The sequence below is a fragment of the Candidatus Nitrospira salsa genome, assembly GCF_965152625.1.
Map to the genome: position 1 here is coordinate 517,003 of NZ_CBCUCO010000003.1, position 18,383 is coordinate 535,385.

Here is an 18,383-nt window from a genome sequence, read left to right on the forward strand (position 1 = left end):
ATTCAATGGCTGTTCATGGTTCTCCACCAATACAGACATCTACCTCTATGGTCCTCACGAGATTATTCTGTAAGGACTCGCAAGCATCCGCTTTCCCCTTCGCGGATACGAATATATAAGCCATTCATATATTTTCTTAGACATGCGTTTCACACTTCCGATAGAGAGCCTGCTGAGCTCGAGGGAATTGTGAATCGCTCACTTATCCATTCCACAGCGATGAGTTGATGAAATGTTTTTATATATTTCATTTGTATAATTCTTTCCCGTCCACAGCGAAGGAGCGCTTATGCAACCACGTCGCGACACGATGGCAAAGGGCACTGAATTCACACGTGTTGATTGGCTTTATACGTACGACTTACATCATCAATCTCATCATCCACACTCTGGACACACCGACCAGAGACAATCTGAATGGGAAAATCGCAGATTCTCAATCTGCCGATCTGTCATTCGTACCCTTGTTGTACTCACGACCCTCGTATCAAGTCCGAACATTCTCCTGGCTCTTGAGAAGGCTCAAGGAGAACTACCTCCCTCCACCGACCCTCGCGGTATATTTGGAACACCGCCTCCCATTACTCAAGAGACCGTTCCCCCTTCACCACGATCAACACAGCCAGAAATTCTTCCACCTGTATCACCGCTTCCGCTAGAAGAGGGAGAAGCTCCGCCTCTTCACGTGTTCGTCAAAGAAGTTCGTGTCGTGGGGAGTACCGCGGTATCGCCACAAGAGTTGGCTGAGGTAACTGCGCCGTATGTTAATCGTGAACTGACTACGGAAGGATTGGAGGAACTGCGTCGTGCCCTCACTCTGCTCTACGTGGAGAAAGGGTACATTACATCGGGGGCCATACTCCCAGACCAATCAGCATCAGATGGGATTATTACGTTTCAGATGATCGAAGGCAAGCTTTCTGACATTAACGTCGAAGGGACCGATTGGTTTCAACCTTTTTATTTTAGCAGTCGATTGCGGCAAAGCGCTGGCCCGCCGGTGAATCTCAACGAGCTTCGCGATCGCTTACAAATATTTCTCCAAGATCAACGCATTGCTCGTATCAACTCTGAACTTCAGCCTGGACTCGGACCCGGGTTAAGTGTCCTGAATGTCAACGTTCAAGAAACCAGTCCTTGGAAGGCGTGGCTCGAATTCAATAACTACCAATCCCCGACCGTCGGTGCCGAGCGTGGACTCGCCACAGTTGCACATTTAAATCCACTCGGGCTGGGAGATTCCGTGAGCTTTACCTACGGGCGCTCAGACGGGGTCGACCCGCTTATTGATCTCAGCTATGCCCTGCCCTTTACCCCTTGGGACACGACTCTAATCTTTCAGTATCGGAAGAACGATTTTGAAGTCATTGAAAATGCAGGATTTAGTCCATTGAATATTGAAAGTGAAACCCAAATATTTTCTTTATCCATCAGGCAGCCAGTGTATCGGACACCGTCTCAAGAATTTGCCGTCACCTTGACTGGGGAACGTTTACGAAACAAGAACTTCTTGCTCGGCATTCCGTTTTCCTTTACTCCCGGAACAACCGCTCAAGGGAAAGCAGTGATCTCTGTGTTACGGTTTGCTCAGGAGTGGGTCAATCGCAGTCCTAATCAAGTGCTGTCGGCACGTTCACGGTTCAGTCTTGGGATTGACACGCTCGACGCCACGGCCAATTCCGGAAAGTTTCAGCCTGATACCCATTTCTTCTCTTGGCTTGGACAGGTTCAAGGCGCGCATCGATTTGACCCCGTTGGCATTCAATTGATTGGACGAATGGATCTGCAATTGTCCAATGACGGATTGTTCCCACTCGAACAATATGCCATGGGCGGCCGATTCACGGTACGTGGCTATCGTGAAAATTCTCTCGTACGAGATAATGCAGCATTAATTACCGTTGAAACACGAATTCCAGTACTCCCCTCCATATTTGGCCTAGAGACGGTACAGTTTGCTCCGTTTGTCGACGTCGGGCGTTCATGGAATGCGAAGGGCGAAACGGAGCCGGAGACCCTCGCAAGTGTCGGTGCAGGGTTGAGATTTACATTCCGCCAGACGTCCATTCCTTTGCTTCAACATACCTATGCAAACATCTATTGGGGGCAACAATTACGACCCATCCCAGGTTCAATAGATTCAAACACGAATCTGCAAGATCATGGCGTTCACTTCCAAGTTGTCCTGGAGATCTTATAACATTGTCAAGATGAAACAGCAGTTGTTCTTTTATCGATGCGCAGTTGTTTTTTGAGAAGGATGAGAGAGAGAGTTTGAGGGGGTACGATAGACATATCGTCGCAGACGTCTTCGCTGATGAATTGGTGCCAGTTTAATTTTCTGAAGAAATTGAGATTGCTCAGTCGAGGAGAGTGGAAGGAATTCTTTTTTTACCCCCATGATCCCCAAACGGACTAAGCATCCTAATTTTGGTTGACTGATGGCGAGATACTTGAAAGCCGATTGTACGCGAACTCGTTCTTCCCAACAGACCGTGCTTTTTTCAGGACATTGGAGATCTTCTTTCCCATAGTTTGTTGTTAATATTCTAGAGTTTGGAATCTCCATGTATTGGACATACTCTCGTACTTGCCATGTCCGCTGGTTACTCAATGCCATCCCATACGCGGTGGCATTTCGTTGATCACAATAGGTTTCAACTAATAGTTTTGCGTGACGATGAGAGTCAAGTACCTCCAGACTTTCTTCTATAAACTTCGATGCGTCCCCTGTAATATAAGGACGCTCTTCATCAACATAGAGATCAAATAATGTGACGGATCTTTCGGTATGCTTAGGCAGCTTGCTGGTAGATACTGAAACTATTGCTAGTGGAGTGACGACCTCATTTTGCAGCATGAAATGAGTAACATCATCGCTCGAATCATCCGCATGGGCGATCCATTGGTCACTCGGAAAAGGTTGGAATATCGCAAAAAAGAGAAAACATGCAATGAACAGAGAGCCAAATCTGGCTTGCTGATTTCGTTTGTATCCATATCGCATTCCGGCTCGCGTGCTCCCTTCCTAGCGATCTTCCTGAAATCAAGAGATTGCTATCCCCTCTCTTTCTTTTTCGGGAGTTCGGGAAGGAACTTAAGCGCAAAGCGGCTCGATGTTGCCTTGACAAGAAGTGATCTGTGTGAACGGGAATGGGGCCTATAGCCAATTCAATTAACTTTTAATTTTGACGTGGGTAATCACGCTAAGGTACTTAGATACCTGTAATAAAGGCATCAAAAGGGTTAAGTCGCCATCATAGATTGTCCATTAGTTACGCTTGGTCTTGTGAACGATCGTATCCACTGAGGCCATCTATGATCACCATGTTGAATGTCCATAGGAATTCTCAGTGAAGGTTGAACAGATATGATGAGTAGTGTGTTGTACGTTCATGGCCTGAGCACACCACTGGAACCTATTTGGATTCGCTATAGTGCCCTAAATGGTATGGGCAGGGGTTAACCGGTATCCATCTTTCGCATCAATTAATGCGGAGAGGACGCTGTATTGAGAAATCAGTTTTGACGAGAACCCGTCAATGAAAAAGAACGAAGAAGATTGGAGAGTTGAGTCAGTAGATTGTTTAGAAATGGGACGTCGCGTGTCTTGAGTTTTACGTGAAAGTATCGACTGTGACTGCACACTAGAGAGCTGGGAATCTCTATCTTTCCAGATACGATAGGGTAAGCTAGCCGATCGCTATTCTTGGAGAGGTGAATCGATCGCACTCACACAAAACATTATAACCAATTATTGATGAGCAAGAATGGTGACCAATAATTAGGATGTTGATATTTCGGATTTTCCAACACTTTGATCTGCGCTCGCTGAAGGGCTTGCGCCTTTGACAATGACGGATCTTGCAATTGCCGATAAAACTCTCCGACGAGATCAGAAGCCACTTGATCGTCGATAAACCACAACGTCGCTAAGGCACTCCGAGCGCCTGCCTTCACAGCAACTCCCGCCAAGCCTAGTGCCGCCTTGTCATCTCCAGCCGCCGTCTCACACGCGCTCAGCGTTAGAAGTTCCAGCGGGGTCTTCCGAAATTTAAACAGTCCGACCAAATCTGCAAGACGATCCATGGTGATCTTCTCATCATACGCTAACACAAATGTATCTTCGACGTTACTCTCTACTAAACCATGAGAGGCGATATGGACGATCGTAAAGTCACTGTCTTCTAATTCCTCTCGCATGTTTGCCACCATGAATTCTTGGTTCAGTAGCTGTTTGCCACCATAGACTTCCTGAATAATGTCTAGCTCATGTTGAACATACGGCAGCGGTGGAAATCCCTGCACACCATCTGTCAGACCGAGCGACAACATATTCACCTTCTCACGATTAATCGGACTGGGATCTGTCAGCGTCAATCCTGGTGTCGTGGCCAACGCAAAGTTTTGAATCAAGTGGTTTTCCCCATTGTGAAGCGCTGCTATCGGAATTGTTCGTAATGCACCATCTGGAACGAAGACCAAGGTATCAATCGTTTCTTCCTGTAAGTCTTCTTCTAATGGTCGAATGAGCCAATCATACAGTTGCTGAGCCTCTGACAGATATCCACCGCCGACTGGATCTTGGAGCCGTTCACGCAGCGTTCTGACCTTGGTAACAATCGCTTCCTCACCAACTGGCACAGTGTATTGCTTAAGCCCGTTCGGAAAATTCACTAAGAGTTCCAATCGCTTTTTGAGCATGATGGGATAGATAATGGCAGAGGTTGGCGCTTCAGTTTCTAAGGTTGTGCTCAAAGATTGCGCCGTCTGCACGCACTCATCTTGAAAGTAGTCTTGAAGTTCTGCCGCTTTAAATTTTTCCATCGTATCACGAGCTTCTGCAAGAAAAGAGGTCGACTCACCCTTTTCCACTGCTTCCTTCCCTCGTTCTAGGAGTAGGTCTGCAAGCTCAAAAAACAATGGACCGACACCTTCACGAAATGACTGACGCCGTCCCTGGTAGGCGACAGAGACTTCCTGGCGAATCGGCTGTAACGCGAGAATGGCTCGGTGATACGCAGCTTGAGCTTCATCATATTTCCCTCTCGCTCTCTGTATTCTCGCAGTCTGCCAGTGCCATCGATAGAGAGATTCTGGAGCAATCGCTTTTTGAGCTAACGTCACGGCTTTTCTTGTGACGGATAAGGCCTCATCATACTGTTGACTTTCTTCGTACAATCTTCCCATATGACCCCACGCATAGGATTCACCTCGTGCATCACCAAGCTGTCGCGCAAGCTTTGCGGCTGACTGAAATGATTCCAGTGCACGCAGTCGCAAACTCTTACCTTCTGAACTTACACCCGGTTCAGCTCTTGGCTGATGTAGCTCTCTGTCGAATTTTTCGCGTTGAAGAGGCTCCGCGATTTCAGGGACAACAATGACTTCGTCGAGGACCGATGGGCCAGCTCCAGGCTCCACTCTGATTCCTCGGTCAGCTCCTCGACTCCCTTTTGCCCCTGAGCTGCTTGAGGCTGAAGTCGTGGAGATCTGATGTGACGTGTATTCCGAATCAAGGTCGTCATAGAATAACCCAATCGAGAGAAGGCCACGAAGCTTCATATGCGAATCATCAAGTAACGCCACCTTTCTACCTGCTAAATCCAGTCGTTCTTCTGCATTGACACGCAGCCCTTGTTGCATGGCCGCACGCACGGAGTTGACGAGCGCCGTCATTTCCAGGCGCGGGTTATTTGTCGCCTCTGCCAGCACGGCCGCCTCTGTATAAGCACCAATAGCATCCGTATTTCGATTATAGGTCGTGAGCACATTTCCTAGAGAATTGAGCAAACCTGCTGCGGTTTCAGAATCTCCATCTAGTCGTGCGATGCTCAATCCGTCGTTAAACAACTCAATGCCTTTTTTTCGTTTTCCTAACCCAAAGTAAACATTTCCCAAGCCTTCCAGAATTTGCGCACTCAACCTGGCATTGTTCAACGGCCCGGCTTTCTCAAACGCACGATCCAGGAGTATGCGTGCTTTTTCATACTGCCCCTCCTGTCGAAATGCTTGCGCTAAATGAATAAGTGAAGAGACATGCCCTGGATCATCCCCACCCTGTTCGTATTGTCGACCTGCCTCCGTCCATTTCGATACAGCCTCGTTAAATTTTCCTTGATCGTAGAGAATCTCCCCGCTCGCCATGGACTCGCTAGCGGTAGGTGCTATATCAGACGTGTCTTGAGCAAAGACGAGGCTTATAACTCCAAGTGTGCACAACGCGAGCACTCCTACGATAAGCCAACCATAGATAGGAAGATGGAAATAGGAGCAGTCGGGAAAATTCTCAACGCTGTTTACATTCATCAGGTCATCAAGGCTCCGATTCGTTCTGTCTTGTTTTAATGTTGAACTGGACTTCATTGGCGCCTCCCTGAAAAGACTTTTCTCATCGATCATCTTCGACTAGACCACACTCTTCCGTCCACAGGAATCTCAAACTGACTACTCTATGCCACATAACTTCATTTGAAGGAATGAACAAAATTGTAAAATTAACGTTACACAATAGCAATCATTTTACTCTGACCAATTTTCAATTATTTCAGGTTCTTGTTAGTACTGAGATAAGTTCAAGGTCTTATACTGGCGTCTCGCAATTACTATGAGATTGCATACACATCCAAGAAAAGAAATAAGCAACTGATATGCCATCGCTTCCTAACAGTGTGGCAGTGTCCGTTTACTTCTACTTATCCATTATTCCTTAGCCTTCATGTCGAGTACGACGAGATAACCATCCTTTGTGAGTAAGCTACTCTACCTGCCAGACATTTATCTCTTTGGATACACTATGTATCTGATTGGATACACCTAAACAGCTTGGAACTTCATAGTGTCCTCAGTATTTTCCTGTCAAACCTGGATAGGTAAGGCACATACGATACGACTCAGCATGTCATGTTCCACACAAGAAAATACCTCGTTTATGCTGCCCACTGTCGTAGACAGATATCTCGTTGGTACACAGTTCGCACCTGAAATCCACTTTTCATACACATAGGCATTACGTTTGCGTTCCTCAACACATACTAATAAAGAAATAGATCACGTATCGTGAAGATGGGCTACGCAATTTAAGGAAGGTATTTATTCATGATATTTTTTACTGCATAGATTAGCCCTATGCGTGACCACTATCATCAACGACAAAGTACTACAGGAGTGACGGTATGATTTACAGAATAAGAAAAGTTGTGTTGAACGCTCTTCCTTTCTGTTGTGTGTTGCTAACTTCCTGCGTGCCTCTAGACATGCGCACCTGGGAGGACACTACCGAGAGTCCAGTTATGGAAGAACAAATTGTGGGGGAGGATTCAAAGCCGGATAGTTCTGGGGTCGAGACCGGCACGCCAGAGATGATGGAAGCCTCTACTTCTACCGTGGATACATCGTTCCCGGAACCCGGCCAACTTTCACCACCAGCGACTCCCAGCGATCCATCTCACGCATCATCCTTCATTGAACATAAAGGAACGAAAACTAGTTGGGAGGCGTTACGAGCGAAGGTGACGGGAGAGATTAACGAACATCAACGACAAATTCAGCAATTGAATCTTAAGCTTCAACTCATTGATCAAATTGCCAATAAGCTTGAACTTACAACAAAAGCTCACTTTAGAAAAGGTCATTTGATTGTTGTCGACTTTGTGATTGAAAACCCGACGACATACGCCTTGAAGGATATTTCTATTTCATGCGACCAAATTGCTCCAACCGGCACAAAAATCAGCACGCATACAGAAACACTCTATGCCATCGTCGAGACCAATGCGACTCAAAGTTTTGAAGGGGTGGAACTAGATCAACTTCACAAGCAAACGCAGTCATTGAATTGTGAGATTAAAAATTTCACTGTGCATAACCAATAAGTATTTTAAGGAGCCATTTCCTGAGCATTTCCCAAAGTAACATCGCTTTGCAACAATCACGAAGGAGGAAATGAAGATACCTATGAAGAAGCCCCCCTATTCATACTATCTTCACATTATCTGCTCTCTCTCAACCAAATAGCTTCCCTCCAACCCGGTCCTGGACATTAAGTGGCTACCTGCCAACATAAATTTTACTTTCTGAGGATAAATCAAGAGTTGTGGCTCAGGCATTGACATCAACGACAATGCGGCCTCGAACGTTTCCCTCTAGAAGTGTATGAGCCTGATCGATAACTTCGGAGAGGGTGATTTGTGTGATCATTCCTTGTTGCTGTGTGTTATCCCATTCGGCTTCGAGTGCGCTCCAGGCTTCTCGACGTTTTTCCGTCGGGCAATACACACTGTCGATACCAATCAAAGATATTCCTCGTAAAATAAACGGCGCAACGGTCAGTGGAACTTCCATGCCCTGTGCTAGGCCACATGCTGTGACCACACCACCATACTCAGTTTGGGAACAGACGGTTGCCAATGTCTGACCACCCACGACATCAACCGCACCAGCCCATCGTTCTTTGCCTAACGGTCGATTCGTGCGATTCAGTTCTTCACGATCAATGATGTCAGCTGCTCCCAGGCTTGTAAGAAAATCTCTATTATCAGACCGACCGGTCGATGCGATAACCCGATACCCACGATGGGCCAGCAGTTGGATCGCAATCGAACCCACTCCACCCGACGCACCAGTAACCAGAATATCTCCTCTGTTCGAGGTTACGCCCTGGGCCTCAAGTGTTTGCACGCAAAGCATCGCCGTCAATCCTGCAGTTCCAAGACTCATCGCGTCGAAACTGGAAAAAGAATTAGGAAGTGGCAGAAACCAGTCGGCTTTCCCACGCGCATACTGAGCAAGTCCACCCCAATAGCACTCACCGACACCCCAACCGGTTAGCAGCACACGATCCCCCACCTCAAAACGAAAGTCCCTGCTCTCGGTTACGCGACCGGCAAGGTCAATTCCCGGTACCATGGGAAAGGTTCGCACGACTGGTCTTTTGCCAGTAATCGCTAACGCATCTTTGTAATTCAGAGTCGAGTATTCCACAGCGACCTCGACTTCACCCTCCGGCAGTGCACTGTTTTCCAATTCCGTCAAAGCAACCGAATACCTATTTTCTGCTTGATCGATGTAAATAGCTTTAAACATGATAAATAGTAAATAGGGGTCAGACTCGATTTAAAGTCCAGATCGATTGATTGAAGAGAAAATATTTCATGACTTGAGCCTGATTAAAATATCGAAACTGTTGGACAGAGAGAGAAGAAAATTTATTTTTTCTCACCAAAAAAACTGGTGAGCCGCGAGCGGCTCGAACGCTCGACCCTCGCCTTAAAAGGGCGATGCTCTACCAACTGAGCTAGCGGCTCACCTTTGGCGATGCTATACAACCCGCCTGGGAATTGTCAAACAACTCAGGCAAAGGTGTGAGAATCAACGGCGAGACTTTGACGTTTTCTTTTTGGTAACCAAGGGATTCTTCAAAATAATCGTATGTTCTCGTTTCGACCCAGTTGAAATCATATCAATCGGGCATCCAGTCAGTTCTTCGATTCTAGCTAAATACCGTTTGGCCTTCACCGGAAGGGCCTTGTAGACAGTGATCCCCGTGGTATCGGTCGTCCATCCCGGGAATCGCTCATAAACCGGTGTGCAGTTTGCCAGGATATCGAGGTCTTCGGGCATTTCTTTATAGAGTTTCCCTTGATATCGATAGCCATTGCAAATCTTCAGTTCTTTGAAACCATCAAGCACATCAAGCTTCGTCACGGCTAAGGACGTCAAGCCATTGACGCGGACAGCATGGCGAAGCAGGAGTGCATCAAACCACCCGCATCGGCGAGCTCGCCCGGTTGTTGCACCAAATTCTTGCCCCTTAGCTTTGAGACTTTCACCAATTTCGTTGGTGAGTTCCGTCGGAAACGGCCCTCCCCCGACCCGAGTGGTATACGCTTTTGTCACTCCAAGGACGGCGTCAATTTTCGTGGGTCCAACCCCGGTTCCGGTGCAAGCACCGCCGGCACAGGAACTGGATGAAGTGACATAGGGATAGGTCCCAAAATCGATGTCTAAATGCGTGCCTTGTGCACCCTCAAAGAGTATCGGTTTCTCTTGATTGATCGACTTCTCCAAAAGAAGCGAGACATCGGCAATATATCCCTGCAGCCTTTGCGCATAGCCCATATACTGCTCATAAATTTTGTCGACATGAAAACCGTTGGTCTTATGGATATGGCGTAACAGACTATTGATCTCCACAAGGTTATCTTCTAGCTTTCGCTTAAACCCTTGAGGGTTCAACAAATCTCCAACGCGCATCCCGATGCGGGCCATCTTATCGACATAGGCTGGACCGATGCCTCGTCCCGTCGTCCCGATACGGCGAGCTCCTTTGGCTTCCTCAGCCGCTCGATCAATCGCCTTGTGATACGGCATGATCAAGTGCGCTCGGTGACTGATTACGAGATTGCGCCCAACCTTGACTCCCTTCGCAATTAACCCATCTAATTCTTCGATGAATCCACCGGGATCGATGGCGACGCCATTTCCTAGCACACAGAGTTTCCCTCGATATAAAATTCCTGAGGGAACAAGATGGAAGATAAATGTCCCCCGGTTGGTAATAACCGTGTGACCAGCATTGGAACCTCCCTGAAACCGGACAATGACCTTCGCTTCTTTCGCGAGCAAATCAACAATTTTGCCCTTACCTTCATCGCCCCATTGGGAGCCTACTACAATCAGATTCGCCATAGAACCATCCTACCGTTGATGACCTGTGCAAAAAAATCACAAACAAAAAAGCTCTGACAAACGACTTGCCAGAGCTGCCAGTATCATCGTATGTCGCACGATAAACTTTGTCAATATACAAACATAGTCAAACCCTTAGCCCACCCCCCCGGTGATAGACCCACACGTTGTTTTAATTTGGTTTACTTGGGCAGAAGCTTGATTGGTCGTCATTCACTCAAAAATCCTCCCACGACATCCTCCGCACTTCACCATTTTACGCTGTACACCCCAGGGTTTACGCGTTTCCTTACCTTGACCGATACCACATCCCATGTTAGCATCATCCTTGCGAGTGGGGCTGTGGCGCAGTTGGGAGCGCGCGTGAATGGCATTCACGAGGTCGCCGGTTCAATCCCGGCCAGCTCCACCAAATAATACCTCAGTACAGACTCTTCAGCGAGCTACACCTTTATCTGTTTACATTCTGATGAACGCTGAGATCGCCGTATCATAGGAAAAATGCGTTAACCCATGTTTCATATCGAAAGCCTCACGAAGGAATATCCCACAAAAACCTTATTCGACAAGGCCTCGGCTCACCTGCGCCCTGATACTCGAATTGGGATCGTCGGCCCCAACGGCACAGGCAAAACCACATTACTTCGCATGATCATCGGAACTGACGACCCGGACAAAGGCAGAGTCCGAAAACGTCCTCACTTAAAAATAGGGTATCTCCCCCAAGAGCTCGAAACCCTTCCCGGTCGAACCATTATTGAGGCCACCCACCGGAACGAATACCCCGAACATGAGGCGAAACGAATCCTCGCGGGACTCGGGTTGGGTGAAGGCGACTGGGACAGGAGCATGAGCACGTTATCCGGCGGATATCGTATGCGTGTGGCTCTGGCGCATTTACTGCTTTCGGAGCCGGATGTCCTCATGTTAGACGAACCGACGAACCATCTCGATCAAGCGACCCAATCCTGGCTCGAAAACTTTCTGTTATCCGCCAGAATGACGCTGGTCATGATCAGTCATGATACAAGATTTTTAGACCGAATGGTGACGCACATCTGGGAATTACGGAATTACACGATCCAAGAATATCGTGGCAACTACACCAGCTTTCAAAAATTGCGGGCAGAACGGGATGCCCAAGAAACGTCAGCCGCGAATCGGCAGGCCAAGGAAGTTGCGCGCGTTCAAACGTTCGTCGATCGGTTTCGCTACCAGGCCAACAAGGCCAGCCAAGTGCAATCCCGCATCAAACAACTGGAAAAAGTCAAACTCATCGATCGTAAGCGTGACGGGAAACGCATTCGCTTCAAATTTCCAGAACCACGGCCTAGCGGGAAGCAGGTGATCGAGTTACAAGATATTCATAAAGCCTACGGGGAAAAAGTCATTTATGAAGGGATTGACTTTTCCATTGCGAGAGGACAAAAAGTTGCACTGGTTGGTGAAAACGGGGCAGGAAAATCAACGCTCCTCAAAATTTTGGCCGGCGTCTTGGAATTTGAACAAGGTTCGCGAACGTTAGGACACGAAGTCTCTGTGCATTACTTTGCACAGCATCAAGCCGAAATTCTCAACCCCGAACATTCGATACTCGAATCACTTGAAGAAGCGGCGCCCCAAGTCGAAATGAACTTCTTACGCAGCATTGCAGGCGTGTTTTTATTTTCCGGGAATGATCAAAAAAAGCCGATCAAAGCGCTCAGTGGAGGAGAACGAAATCGCGTGGCTCTGGCACGAATGCTGATTGAACCAGCCAACACCTTACTGCTCGATGAGCCGACGAACCATCTCGATCCAACCTCAGTCGATGTGCTCACCGATGCCCTCTCCACTTTCCCAGGGACTATTGTCTTCATTTCGCATGACCCCGTCTTTCTCTCTCGCGCCGCGACACGCATTGTAGAAATTGATGAGGGAAAAGCCAGGGACTACATTGGCGACTACGAATACTACCTCTGGAAACGCGCTCAGGAATGGGAATCAATCAAACAATCAACGCAACCCATTGATGTCGCGAAACCCACGAAACAGCATAGTCAGTCCAAACAACCCAAGCCCCAATCTTCCAATGGATCATCAGCTGAACCCTCCATCAAAAGCCCTTCTCGACGTGAACTCTCCAAAACAGTGGCACGGGTCGAAAAACAGGTGAGTAAAGCTGAAGAAGAAATTACCAAGCTTGAGGGACATATCGCCCAACGAGACAAAGAACTCGCGGATCCCACAACATACCAAGACTATAGTCGGTGGAATACACTACACCAGGAACGGGATAAATGGGGACACGAACTTGAAAAATTGACAGCCAAGTGGTCTGAACTCTCAACACAATTAGAGACGTCCAAAGAACAATTTAAAAAACTCACATCTTGAACATGATGAGGAACAGCACGTCGTATTTTCCAGAAGTCATCTCGCCAGTTTCTACACATAAAAAACCCCTGTTGGTCAATTGGATTCCTTGTCATCAGTTTTTGGTCGATAATATCGCTTTCCCTGTAATTCTTGCGGCAAATGATCTTGCTCGGTCTTCGCCTGAGGATCATCATGAGCATATCGATACCCTTTACCATAGCCCATGCCCTTCATCAATGACGTTGCCGCATTTCGAAGATGGAGAGGGACAGGTAAATTGCCAAACTCTTTCGCATCCTTCATGGCTTCTTTCAACCCAATATACGACGCATTGCTCTTGGCACTGCACGCTAAATAGGTGGTTCCCTGCGCAAGATTAATATGAACTTCTGGCGGTCCAATCACTTCAGTCGCTTTGAACACCGCAGAAGCGATCAGCAAAGCTTGCGGATTGGCATCCCCGACATCTTCTGATGCAAAGATCAGTTGACGTCGAGCAATAAACTTTGGATCTTCGCCTCCCTCTAACATGCGTGCGAGCCAATATAAGGCTCCATCTGGATCTGAATCCCGCATGCTTTTAATGTAAGCTGAGATCAGGTTGAAATGCTCTTCACCATCTCGATCATATCGAAGCGCCTTTTTCTGTAGCGCTGCTTCTACGGCTTCCAACCCAATGTGAGCAGGCACATCTTCCAAAGGCTTCAATTGATTGACGACAAACTCCAGGGCTGTCAGCATTGAGCGAGCGTCTCCATTGCCATACCGAATGAGCATTGAACGGGCTTCAGGCGTGAGCGAAATGTGGGCGGCACCAACACCACGTTCGGTATCCGTCAGAGCTCGATCTAAGATCTGTCCCATGGACTCACCAGACAGTTGTCGCAAGGTGACGACGAGTGAACGCGAAAGCAAGGGAGCGATCACTTCGAACGACGGATTCTGCGTGGTGGCTCCTATGAGCGTAATATCGCCACGTTCGACGTGAGGAAGAAACGCATCTTGCTGCGCTTTATTAAATCGGTGAATTTCATCAACAAATAATACCGTTTTCTGCCCGGAGACCGTACGTCGCTGCCTGGCCGTTTTCAGAATCGTGCGCAATTCCGGAACACCATTCAATACGGCAGAAAATGGCACAAACTCTCCTTGAACGTTGCGGGCAATCAACCCGGCCAACGTCGTTTTCCCAGACCCTGGAGGTCCCCAGATGATGAGTGAAGGGAGCCGATCAAGTTCGATCGCACGTCGTAATGACGTCTCATCACCAAGCACCTCATCTTGCCCGACAAATTCCGAGAAGTCTCGAGGACGCATTCGATCAGCCAAGGGCACGGGTACCAGAGACGCCTTATTCTCAGCCGGAAACAGATTCGACTGTTCAGAGGAAGTAGACATCGTCATCTCTCACTTAGCAAACGCAAATTCTTGGTCCATTTACACGTATAGAATAGAGCAGTTTTGCAGATGAGGACAACCTGACGGTCTATCTTTGTATTGGTCGTATCCGAAGAGGGTGACGGTTAATTACTCAAAACTAGAGGGAGGGTGCCTGATGGACGGACCCAGAAAACTTGACCTATGCGATAAACAAAAAAAGAGCCCTCTCTCTCTTACAATTAAGAGAGGGCTCTTTTTAATAATCTAGCCTGGGGATTCTAGAACGAATGCCGTAAACGCCACCCGATCATTCCCACAAGGCCTGTACCAAACAATAGTAACGTAGAAGGCTCAGGAACGGCATTGGGAGGAACAGTATTAGTTGAAAGTATACCTGAAAAAATGGTGCCGTCGGCGCGGGCAGACAATTCACTATTTGGACCATTTGCGATCCCGGTGGGATCGATCACAAAGTCAACGGTAGAACCGAGCAAGAGAGACTGGGTTATGGTTTGCTGCACTCCTACTCCATCCATATTGGCAATAAATTGAGAAAACACTTCCGTTCCATCCACCAGGATACGGCCAGTAATACCACCTCCATTGGGATTCAGAATATTTTGCTTACGCAGATCAAATGCAATATCCACATTCCCATTCACAGGACTCACGTATCGTCGCACGGCTAAGATGACGGCATCCTGTGCATCGGGGCCTAAGCCAGTTGGATGTCCACCCATTGAATTCAACGTTAAAAATTCATTGTTGTTCGATCCAATTTGTGCAGTTGAAGCCGCCCATCTATTGGCTCCAGGCAGAAAGGTGTCGAATTGTTCAAAACTCCTCCCTGCAGTCTGATCGATAAATCCGTAAAACCAACCATTTTGTCCTTGATTGCCGGAGAATGCGGACACAGAATTTGTCAGAGTTACAGCAAAAGCTGAAGCATTCCAGCACACTATCGACCACACACACAAAACCCCTATCCATCGAAGTTTCATAGCTCAACTCCCCCTAAAAGTTCATGACATCTACATAAGATTGGCACAAAAACCCATAACAAGCCTGTATTCATAGAGGAAGTAGAGTTGAAAGAAAAAATAATATGATTTCATCATACAAAAGAAACATGTTAAGACAAGGCATCGAAAAAAGCGAAGGGGAAGGTTCGTCTCGCCATCCTCACCGTGACATATGGGTATAATCAGAAGGAGAGAAAGTATGAAGACACCAATTAATGGGATTAATATCGCTTATACTGATTCAGGCCAAGGTCATCCGCTCGTCTTCATCCATGCATTTCCGTTATCGCATGAGATGTGGAAACCACAAGTTGCCGTTTTCGAACAACAGTATCGTGTCATCACACTCGACCTCCGTGGACATGGAGAATCTGACACGCAACTGTGGAATTTCACGCTGGAGGACTATGCAAAAGATGTCTATGAATTGTTATGTCATTTAGACATTCACCACGCGACATTTATTGGGCTCTCCATGGGAGGGTATACACTTTTAGCGTTCTACCGACAATTCCCCGCTATGGTATCAGCACTGGTTCTCGCAGACACTCGTGCTCAGGCAGACAATGAAGAGGGAAAGGCTGGACGATTAGCCATGGCGCAAACGGCACACACCCAAGGGCCAACAGCCATTGCGGATCTGATGATCCCCAAGCTTCTTTCAGCTACAACCACTGAAAATCGAAAAGATCTTGTCGAAGAAGTCCGGACGATGATTCTGAAGAATCAATCTGCAGGCATCATCGTCGATCTCATGGCCATGGCCGCACGACCCGACTCAACATCTCTTTTGTCGAAAATTTCCTGCCCGACTCTCGTGATTGTTGGTGAAAATGACGTTGCCACGCCACCATCAGAATCTCACTACATAGCGGAACGCATTCCCCAAGCTCAACTTGTGACCATTCCTCACGCCGGGCACATCTCGAACTATGAACAACCTGAAACCTTTAATCAGGCGTTAAAGACATTTCTCTCTGGGAATATTAAGGGCAAAGGATTTAAAAAGTCAGAAAATGATGCGATGAGATTTCGGAATGAAAAGGAATGAAAAAGCGGAGAGACTTACAAGATTCAAGTTACAGGCACTTTGTCCTTAAAAGCAAAATCAAAAGAGACAGACCTGATACTATTCAAATGGAAAACCAGACTCAAAAAAACCCCTGACGTCTCATTTACGTTTTGGCCAGTTGCATCTAAAACGTTCACGACGTTTGTTGAAAAATGAAACGGTATTAGACCAGCGCCTCCTGCGCAACGGTCCCATCCATGGAATATGAAAATACCCAATTAATGTAGGTGATCATACTCTCTTCCATGAGACGGGTCAATCAACTTCAATACTTTTGGCCTGGGCTTGGTCAACTTTAACGAATAAGCTTGAGAAATTCTTCCCGCGTTTGTTGTTGCTTTCGGAAAACCCCTTGCATTTCACTGGTGACCGCAATCGTATTTTGTTTTTCTACACCTCGCATGCTCATACACAAATGACGAGCTTCAATGACCACTCCAACGCCATGAGGATTGAGTTTTTCCTGAAGCGTCTTGGCAATTTGTACTGTCAGACGCTCTTGCACTTGGAGGCGACGGCTGAACGCATCAACAAGTCGAGGAATTTTGCTAAGCCCCACCACATGCTTACGAGGGATATACCCGACATGACATTTTCCGAAAAATGGCAACATATGATGTTCGCACAAACTATAAAAGTCGATATCTTTCACGATGACCATTTCGTCGTAGTCAATCGGAAACAACGCACCATTGAGGAGAACATCAATATCTTGTTGATACCCTTTGGTTAAAAACGTGAGAGCTTTGGCGACTCTCTTAGGCGTATCGTGAAGACCATGACGTGTCGAGTCTTCGCCAAGCTGCTGCAGTAACGTGTGAACGGTCGATTCTAATTTTGTGTATTGAACCTCTTTGACGGTGGTCTCAGAGGTGACCTTGGGTTTTCGAGAACCCGTGCTAACGCGTTTTTTCCCCATAGACTTGGGCCAATCCTTTCTCTTTAGCAATGGTCATCTTCTGTCAAAATATCGTACCGACAAATAGCTTACTTAACGGTCACCCGTATACTCAAAATAGTTATCACGAGTTTCAATCACGCCAATTTTTTGTAACTGGCCATCAGGAATTTCTTTGACTAATAAATCCCAAATGAGTTTGGCAAGATTTTCACCTGTGGTCACAACATTCTGAAAGGCCGGATCATGGTTCAAATGTTGATGATCAAAGCGGTCAACAATCCGTGCTCGAACTAATTGATCAAGGGCTTCGCGATCTATCATGACATTATGCGGTTCGGCTTCATTACTCACAGTCACTAACACGGTATAGTTGTGACCATGACCATGAGGATTGTTGCATTTTCCAAATATCTTTTGATTGACCTCAGCACTCAACTCTTCAGTATGCAGCCGGTGTGCAGCTGAAAAATAATAAATCTGAGTCATCATTACCTGTGTTGCCATGTCTTATTTCCAAATCAAGCCATGTGAAGACATATTGCTCTAATGGGCGAGGGGATCTCAGAGGGTTTGCTTCGACGTTACTGGGGTGTACTGGGGTTATTCAAACTGGAATCTTGATCGTTCAATGTGGTGTCTCCCCACTTTTGTTCAGGAACTTGCACCATCACATCACCCAATATGCGAGCTTGGCATCCCAGTCGGTGATAGGACTCGGTGAGTGCCTCCCGATCCAAAAGATCCTGCTCTTCAAAGTCAATCTCAGAAAGATTATCTTCACCCATAGCAACATCAACCCGGCACGTCGTACACGAAGCGTTGCCGCCGCAATCATGAGTCAGAGGAAAACCGAGAACGTCAGCAGCCTCTAACAACGTGAGATTCTCGGGAACATCACCACTTTTCCCTTCAGGATGTATAAAAGTCACACGAGGCATCGAAATTAAAAAGTCTCAATGAG

Annotated in this window: 13 protein-coding genes and 2 tRNA genes; 5 read left to right on the top strand and 10 right to left on the bottom strand. The window is 47.1% G+C overall.

Going from position 1 to position 18,383, the window contains the following annotated elements; genetic code table 11:
- The first annotated feature begins 289 nt into the window (after window positions 1–289).
- Complete coding sequence (locus ACWQXP_RS13720) at window positions 290–2,200, top strand: ShlB/FhaC/HecB family hemolysin secretion/activation protein (protein ID WP_454063439.1); 1,911 nt, start codon at window positions 290–292, stop codon at window positions 2,198–2,200.
- A gap of 30 nt (window positions 2,201–2,230) precedes the next feature.
- Here the strand turns inward: ACWQXP_RS13720 and ACWQXP_RS13725 are convergent, their stop codons facing one another.
- Window positions 2,231–3,007, bottom strand: a complete 777-nt coding sequence (locus ACWQXP_RS13725) for an OmpA family protein (protein ID WP_454063440.1) — start codon at window positions 3,005–3,007, stop codon at window positions 2,231–2,233.
- A 737-nt stretch (window positions 3,008–3,744) separates the two neighbouring features.
- Window positions 3,745–6,366, bottom strand: a complete 2,622-nt coding sequence (locus tag ACWQXP_RS13730) for a CHAT domain-containing protein (RefSeq protein WP_454063441.1) — start codon at window positions 6,364–6,366, stop codon at window positions 3,745–3,747.
- 926 nt (window positions 6,367–7,292) lie between these two features.
- Here ACWQXP_RS13730 and ACWQXP_RS13735 point away from each other — a divergent pair.
- The gene (locus tag ACWQXP_RS13735; RefSeq protein WP_454063442.1) at window positions 7,293–7,874 is read left to right on the top strand and encodes a hypothetical protein; all 582 of its coding nucleotides are present in this window, start codon (window positions 7,293–7,295) and stop codon (window positions 7,872–7,874) included.
- Window positions 7,875–8,100: 226 nt separating this feature from the next.
- Here ACWQXP_RS13735 and acuI read toward each other — a convergent pair whose 3' ends face one another.
- The 3 genes from acuI to ACWQXP_RS13750 form a co-directional block, all read right to left on the bottom strand.
- Window positions 8,101–9,084 (bottom strand): acrylyl-CoA reductase (NADPH), encoded by a 984-nt coding sequence (acuI, locus tag ACWQXP_RS13740; protein WP_454063443.1) that lies wholly within the window; start codon window positions 9,082–9,084, stop codon window positions 8,101–8,103.
- A gap of 145 nt (window positions 9,085–9,229) precedes the next feature.
- Window positions 9,230–9,305, bottom strand: a tRNA-Lys gene (locus ACWQXP_RS13745).
- A 64-nt stretch (window positions 9,306–9,369) separates the two neighbouring features.
- Entirely contained in the window at window positions 9,370–10,689 is a 1,320-nt protein-coding gene (locus ACWQXP_RS13750; protein WP_454063444.1) for an adenylosuccinate synthase, read from the bottom strand.
- A 336-nt stretch (window positions 10,690–11,025) separates the two neighbouring features.
- Between ACWQXP_RS13750 and ACWQXP_RS13755 the strand changes: the two genes are divergently transcribed.
- Together ACWQXP_RS13755 and ACWQXP_RS13760 are read left to right on the top strand one after the other, a co-directional pair.
- Window positions 11,026–11,101: transfer RNA gene (locus tag ACWQXP_RS13755), tRNA-Ala, on the top strand.
- 101 nt (window positions 11,102–11,202) lie between these two features.
- A complete protein-coding gene (locus ACWQXP_RS13760) occupies window positions 11,203–13,065 on the top strand; it encodes an ABC-F family ATP-binding cassette domain-containing protein (RefSeq protein ID WP_454063445.1) in 1,863 nt (620 codons plus the stop codon).
- A gap of 75 nt (window positions 13,066–13,140) precedes the next feature.
- Here the strand turns inward: ACWQXP_RS13760 and ACWQXP_RS13765 are convergent, their stop codons facing one another.
- Together ACWQXP_RS13765 and ACWQXP_RS13770 are read right to left on the bottom strand one after the other, a co-directional pair.
- The gene (locus ACWQXP_RS13765; RefSeq protein ID WP_454063446.1) at window positions 13,141–14,445 is read right to left on the bottom strand and encodes a replication-associated recombination protein A; all 1,305 of its coding nucleotides are present in this window, start codon (window positions 14,443–14,445) and stop codon (window positions 13,141–13,143) included.
- A 260-nt stretch (window positions 14,446–14,705) separates the two neighbouring features.
- Complete coding sequence (locus ACWQXP_RS13770; protein ID WP_454063447.1) at window positions 14,706–15,428, bottom strand: PEP-CTERM sorting domain-containing protein; 723 nt, start codon at window positions 15,426–15,428, stop codon at window positions 14,706–14,708.
- 220 nt (window positions 15,429–15,648) lie between these two features.
- Here ACWQXP_RS13770 and ACWQXP_RS13775 point away from each other — a divergent pair, with 220 nt between their 5' ends.
- Window positions 15,649–16,500 (top strand): alpha/beta fold hydrolase, encoded by an 852-nt coding sequence (locus ACWQXP_RS13775; RefSeq protein WP_454063448.1) that lies wholly within the window; start codon window positions 15,649–15,651, stop codon window positions 16,498–16,500.
- A 316-nt stretch (window positions 16,501–16,816) separates the two neighbouring features.
- On the opposite strand, the gene folE is transcribed toward ACWQXP_RS13775, so the two are convergent.
- The 3 genes from folE to ACWQXP_RS13790 all read right to left on the bottom strand — a co-directional run bounded on the left by folE (window position 16,817) and on the right by ACWQXP_RS13790 (window position 18,360).
- Window positions 16,817–17,440 carry a GTP cyclohydrolase I FolE gene (gene folE / locus ACWQXP_RS13780; RefSeq protein ID WP_454063449.1) on the bottom strand — a complete coding sequence of 208 codons (624 nt, stop codon included), beginning with the start codon at window positions 17,438–17,440 and terminating at the stop codon, window positions 16,817–16,819.
- A gap of 72 nt (window positions 17,441–17,512) precedes the next feature.
- Entirely contained in the window at window positions 17,513–17,926 is a 414-nt protein-coding gene (locus ACWQXP_RS13785; RefSeq protein WP_454063450.1) for a 6-carboxytetrahydropterin synthase, read from the bottom strand.
- Window positions 17,927–18,003: 77 nt separating this feature from the next.
- A complete protein-coding gene (locus ACWQXP_RS13790) occupies window positions 18,004–18,360 on the bottom strand; it encodes a 2Fe-2S iron-sulfur cluster-binding protein (RefSeq protein ID WP_454063451.1) in 357 nt (118 codons plus the stop codon).
- Between the last annotated feature and the right edge of the window lie 23 nt (window positions 18,361–18,383).

What these genes read in the sequence shown, in the direction of transcription:
- ACWQXP_RS13720 (WP_454063439.1), top strand. Translation starts at nt 290, where the DNA reads ATGCAACCACGTCGCGACACGATGGCAAAGGGCACTGAATTCACACGT.
- ACWQXP_RS13725 (WP_454063440.1), bottom strand. Translation starts at nt 3,007, where the DNA reads ATGCGATATGGATACAAACGAAATCAGCAAGCCAGATTTGGCTCTCTG.
- ACWQXP_RS13730 (WP_454063441.1), bottom strand. Translation starts at nt 6,366, where the DNA reads ATGAAGTCCAGTTCAACATTAAAACAAGACAGAACGAATCGGAGCCTT.
- ACWQXP_RS13735 (WP_454063442.1), top strand. Translation starts at nt 7,293, where the DNA reads ATGGAAGAACAAATTGTGGGGGAGGATTCAAAGCCGGATAGTTCTGGG.
- acuI (WP_454063443.1), bottom strand. Translation starts at nt 9,084, where the DNA reads ATGTTTAAAGCTATTTACATCGATCAAGCAGAAAATAGGTATTCGGTT.
- ACWQXP_RS13750 (WP_454063444.1), bottom strand. Translation starts at nt 10,689, where the DNA reads ATGGCGAATCTGATTGTAGTAGGCTCCCAATGGGGCGATGAAGGTAAG.
- ACWQXP_RS13760 (WP_454063445.1), top strand. Translation starts at nt 11,203, where the DNA reads ATGTTTCATATCGAAAGCCTCACGAAGGAATATCCCACAAAAACCTTA.
- ACWQXP_RS13765 (WP_454063446.1), bottom strand. Translation starts at nt 14,445, where the DNA reads ATGTCTACTTCCTCTGAACAGTCGAATCTGTTTCCGGCTGAGAATAAG.
- ACWQXP_RS13770 (WP_454063447.1), bottom strand. Translation starts at nt 15,428, where the DNA reads ATGAAACTTCGATGGATAGGGGTTTTGTGTGTGTGGTCGATAGTGTGC.
- ACWQXP_RS13775 (WP_454063448.1), top strand. Translation starts at nt 15,649, where the DNA reads ATGAAGACACCAATTAATGGGATTAATATCGCTTATACTGATTCAGGC.
- folE (WP_454063449.1), bottom strand. Translation starts at nt 17,440, where the DNA reads ATGGGGAAAAAACGCGTTAGCACGGGTTCTCGAAAACCCAAGGTCACC.
- ACWQXP_RS13785 (WP_454063450.1), bottom strand. Translation starts at nt 17,926, where the DNA reads ATGGCAACACAGGTAATGATGACTCAGATTTATTATTTTTCAGCTGCA.
- ACWQXP_RS13790 (WP_454063451.1), bottom strand. Translation starts at nt 18,360, where the DNA reads ATGCCTCGTGTGACTTTTATACATCCTGAAGGGAAAAGTGGTGATGTT.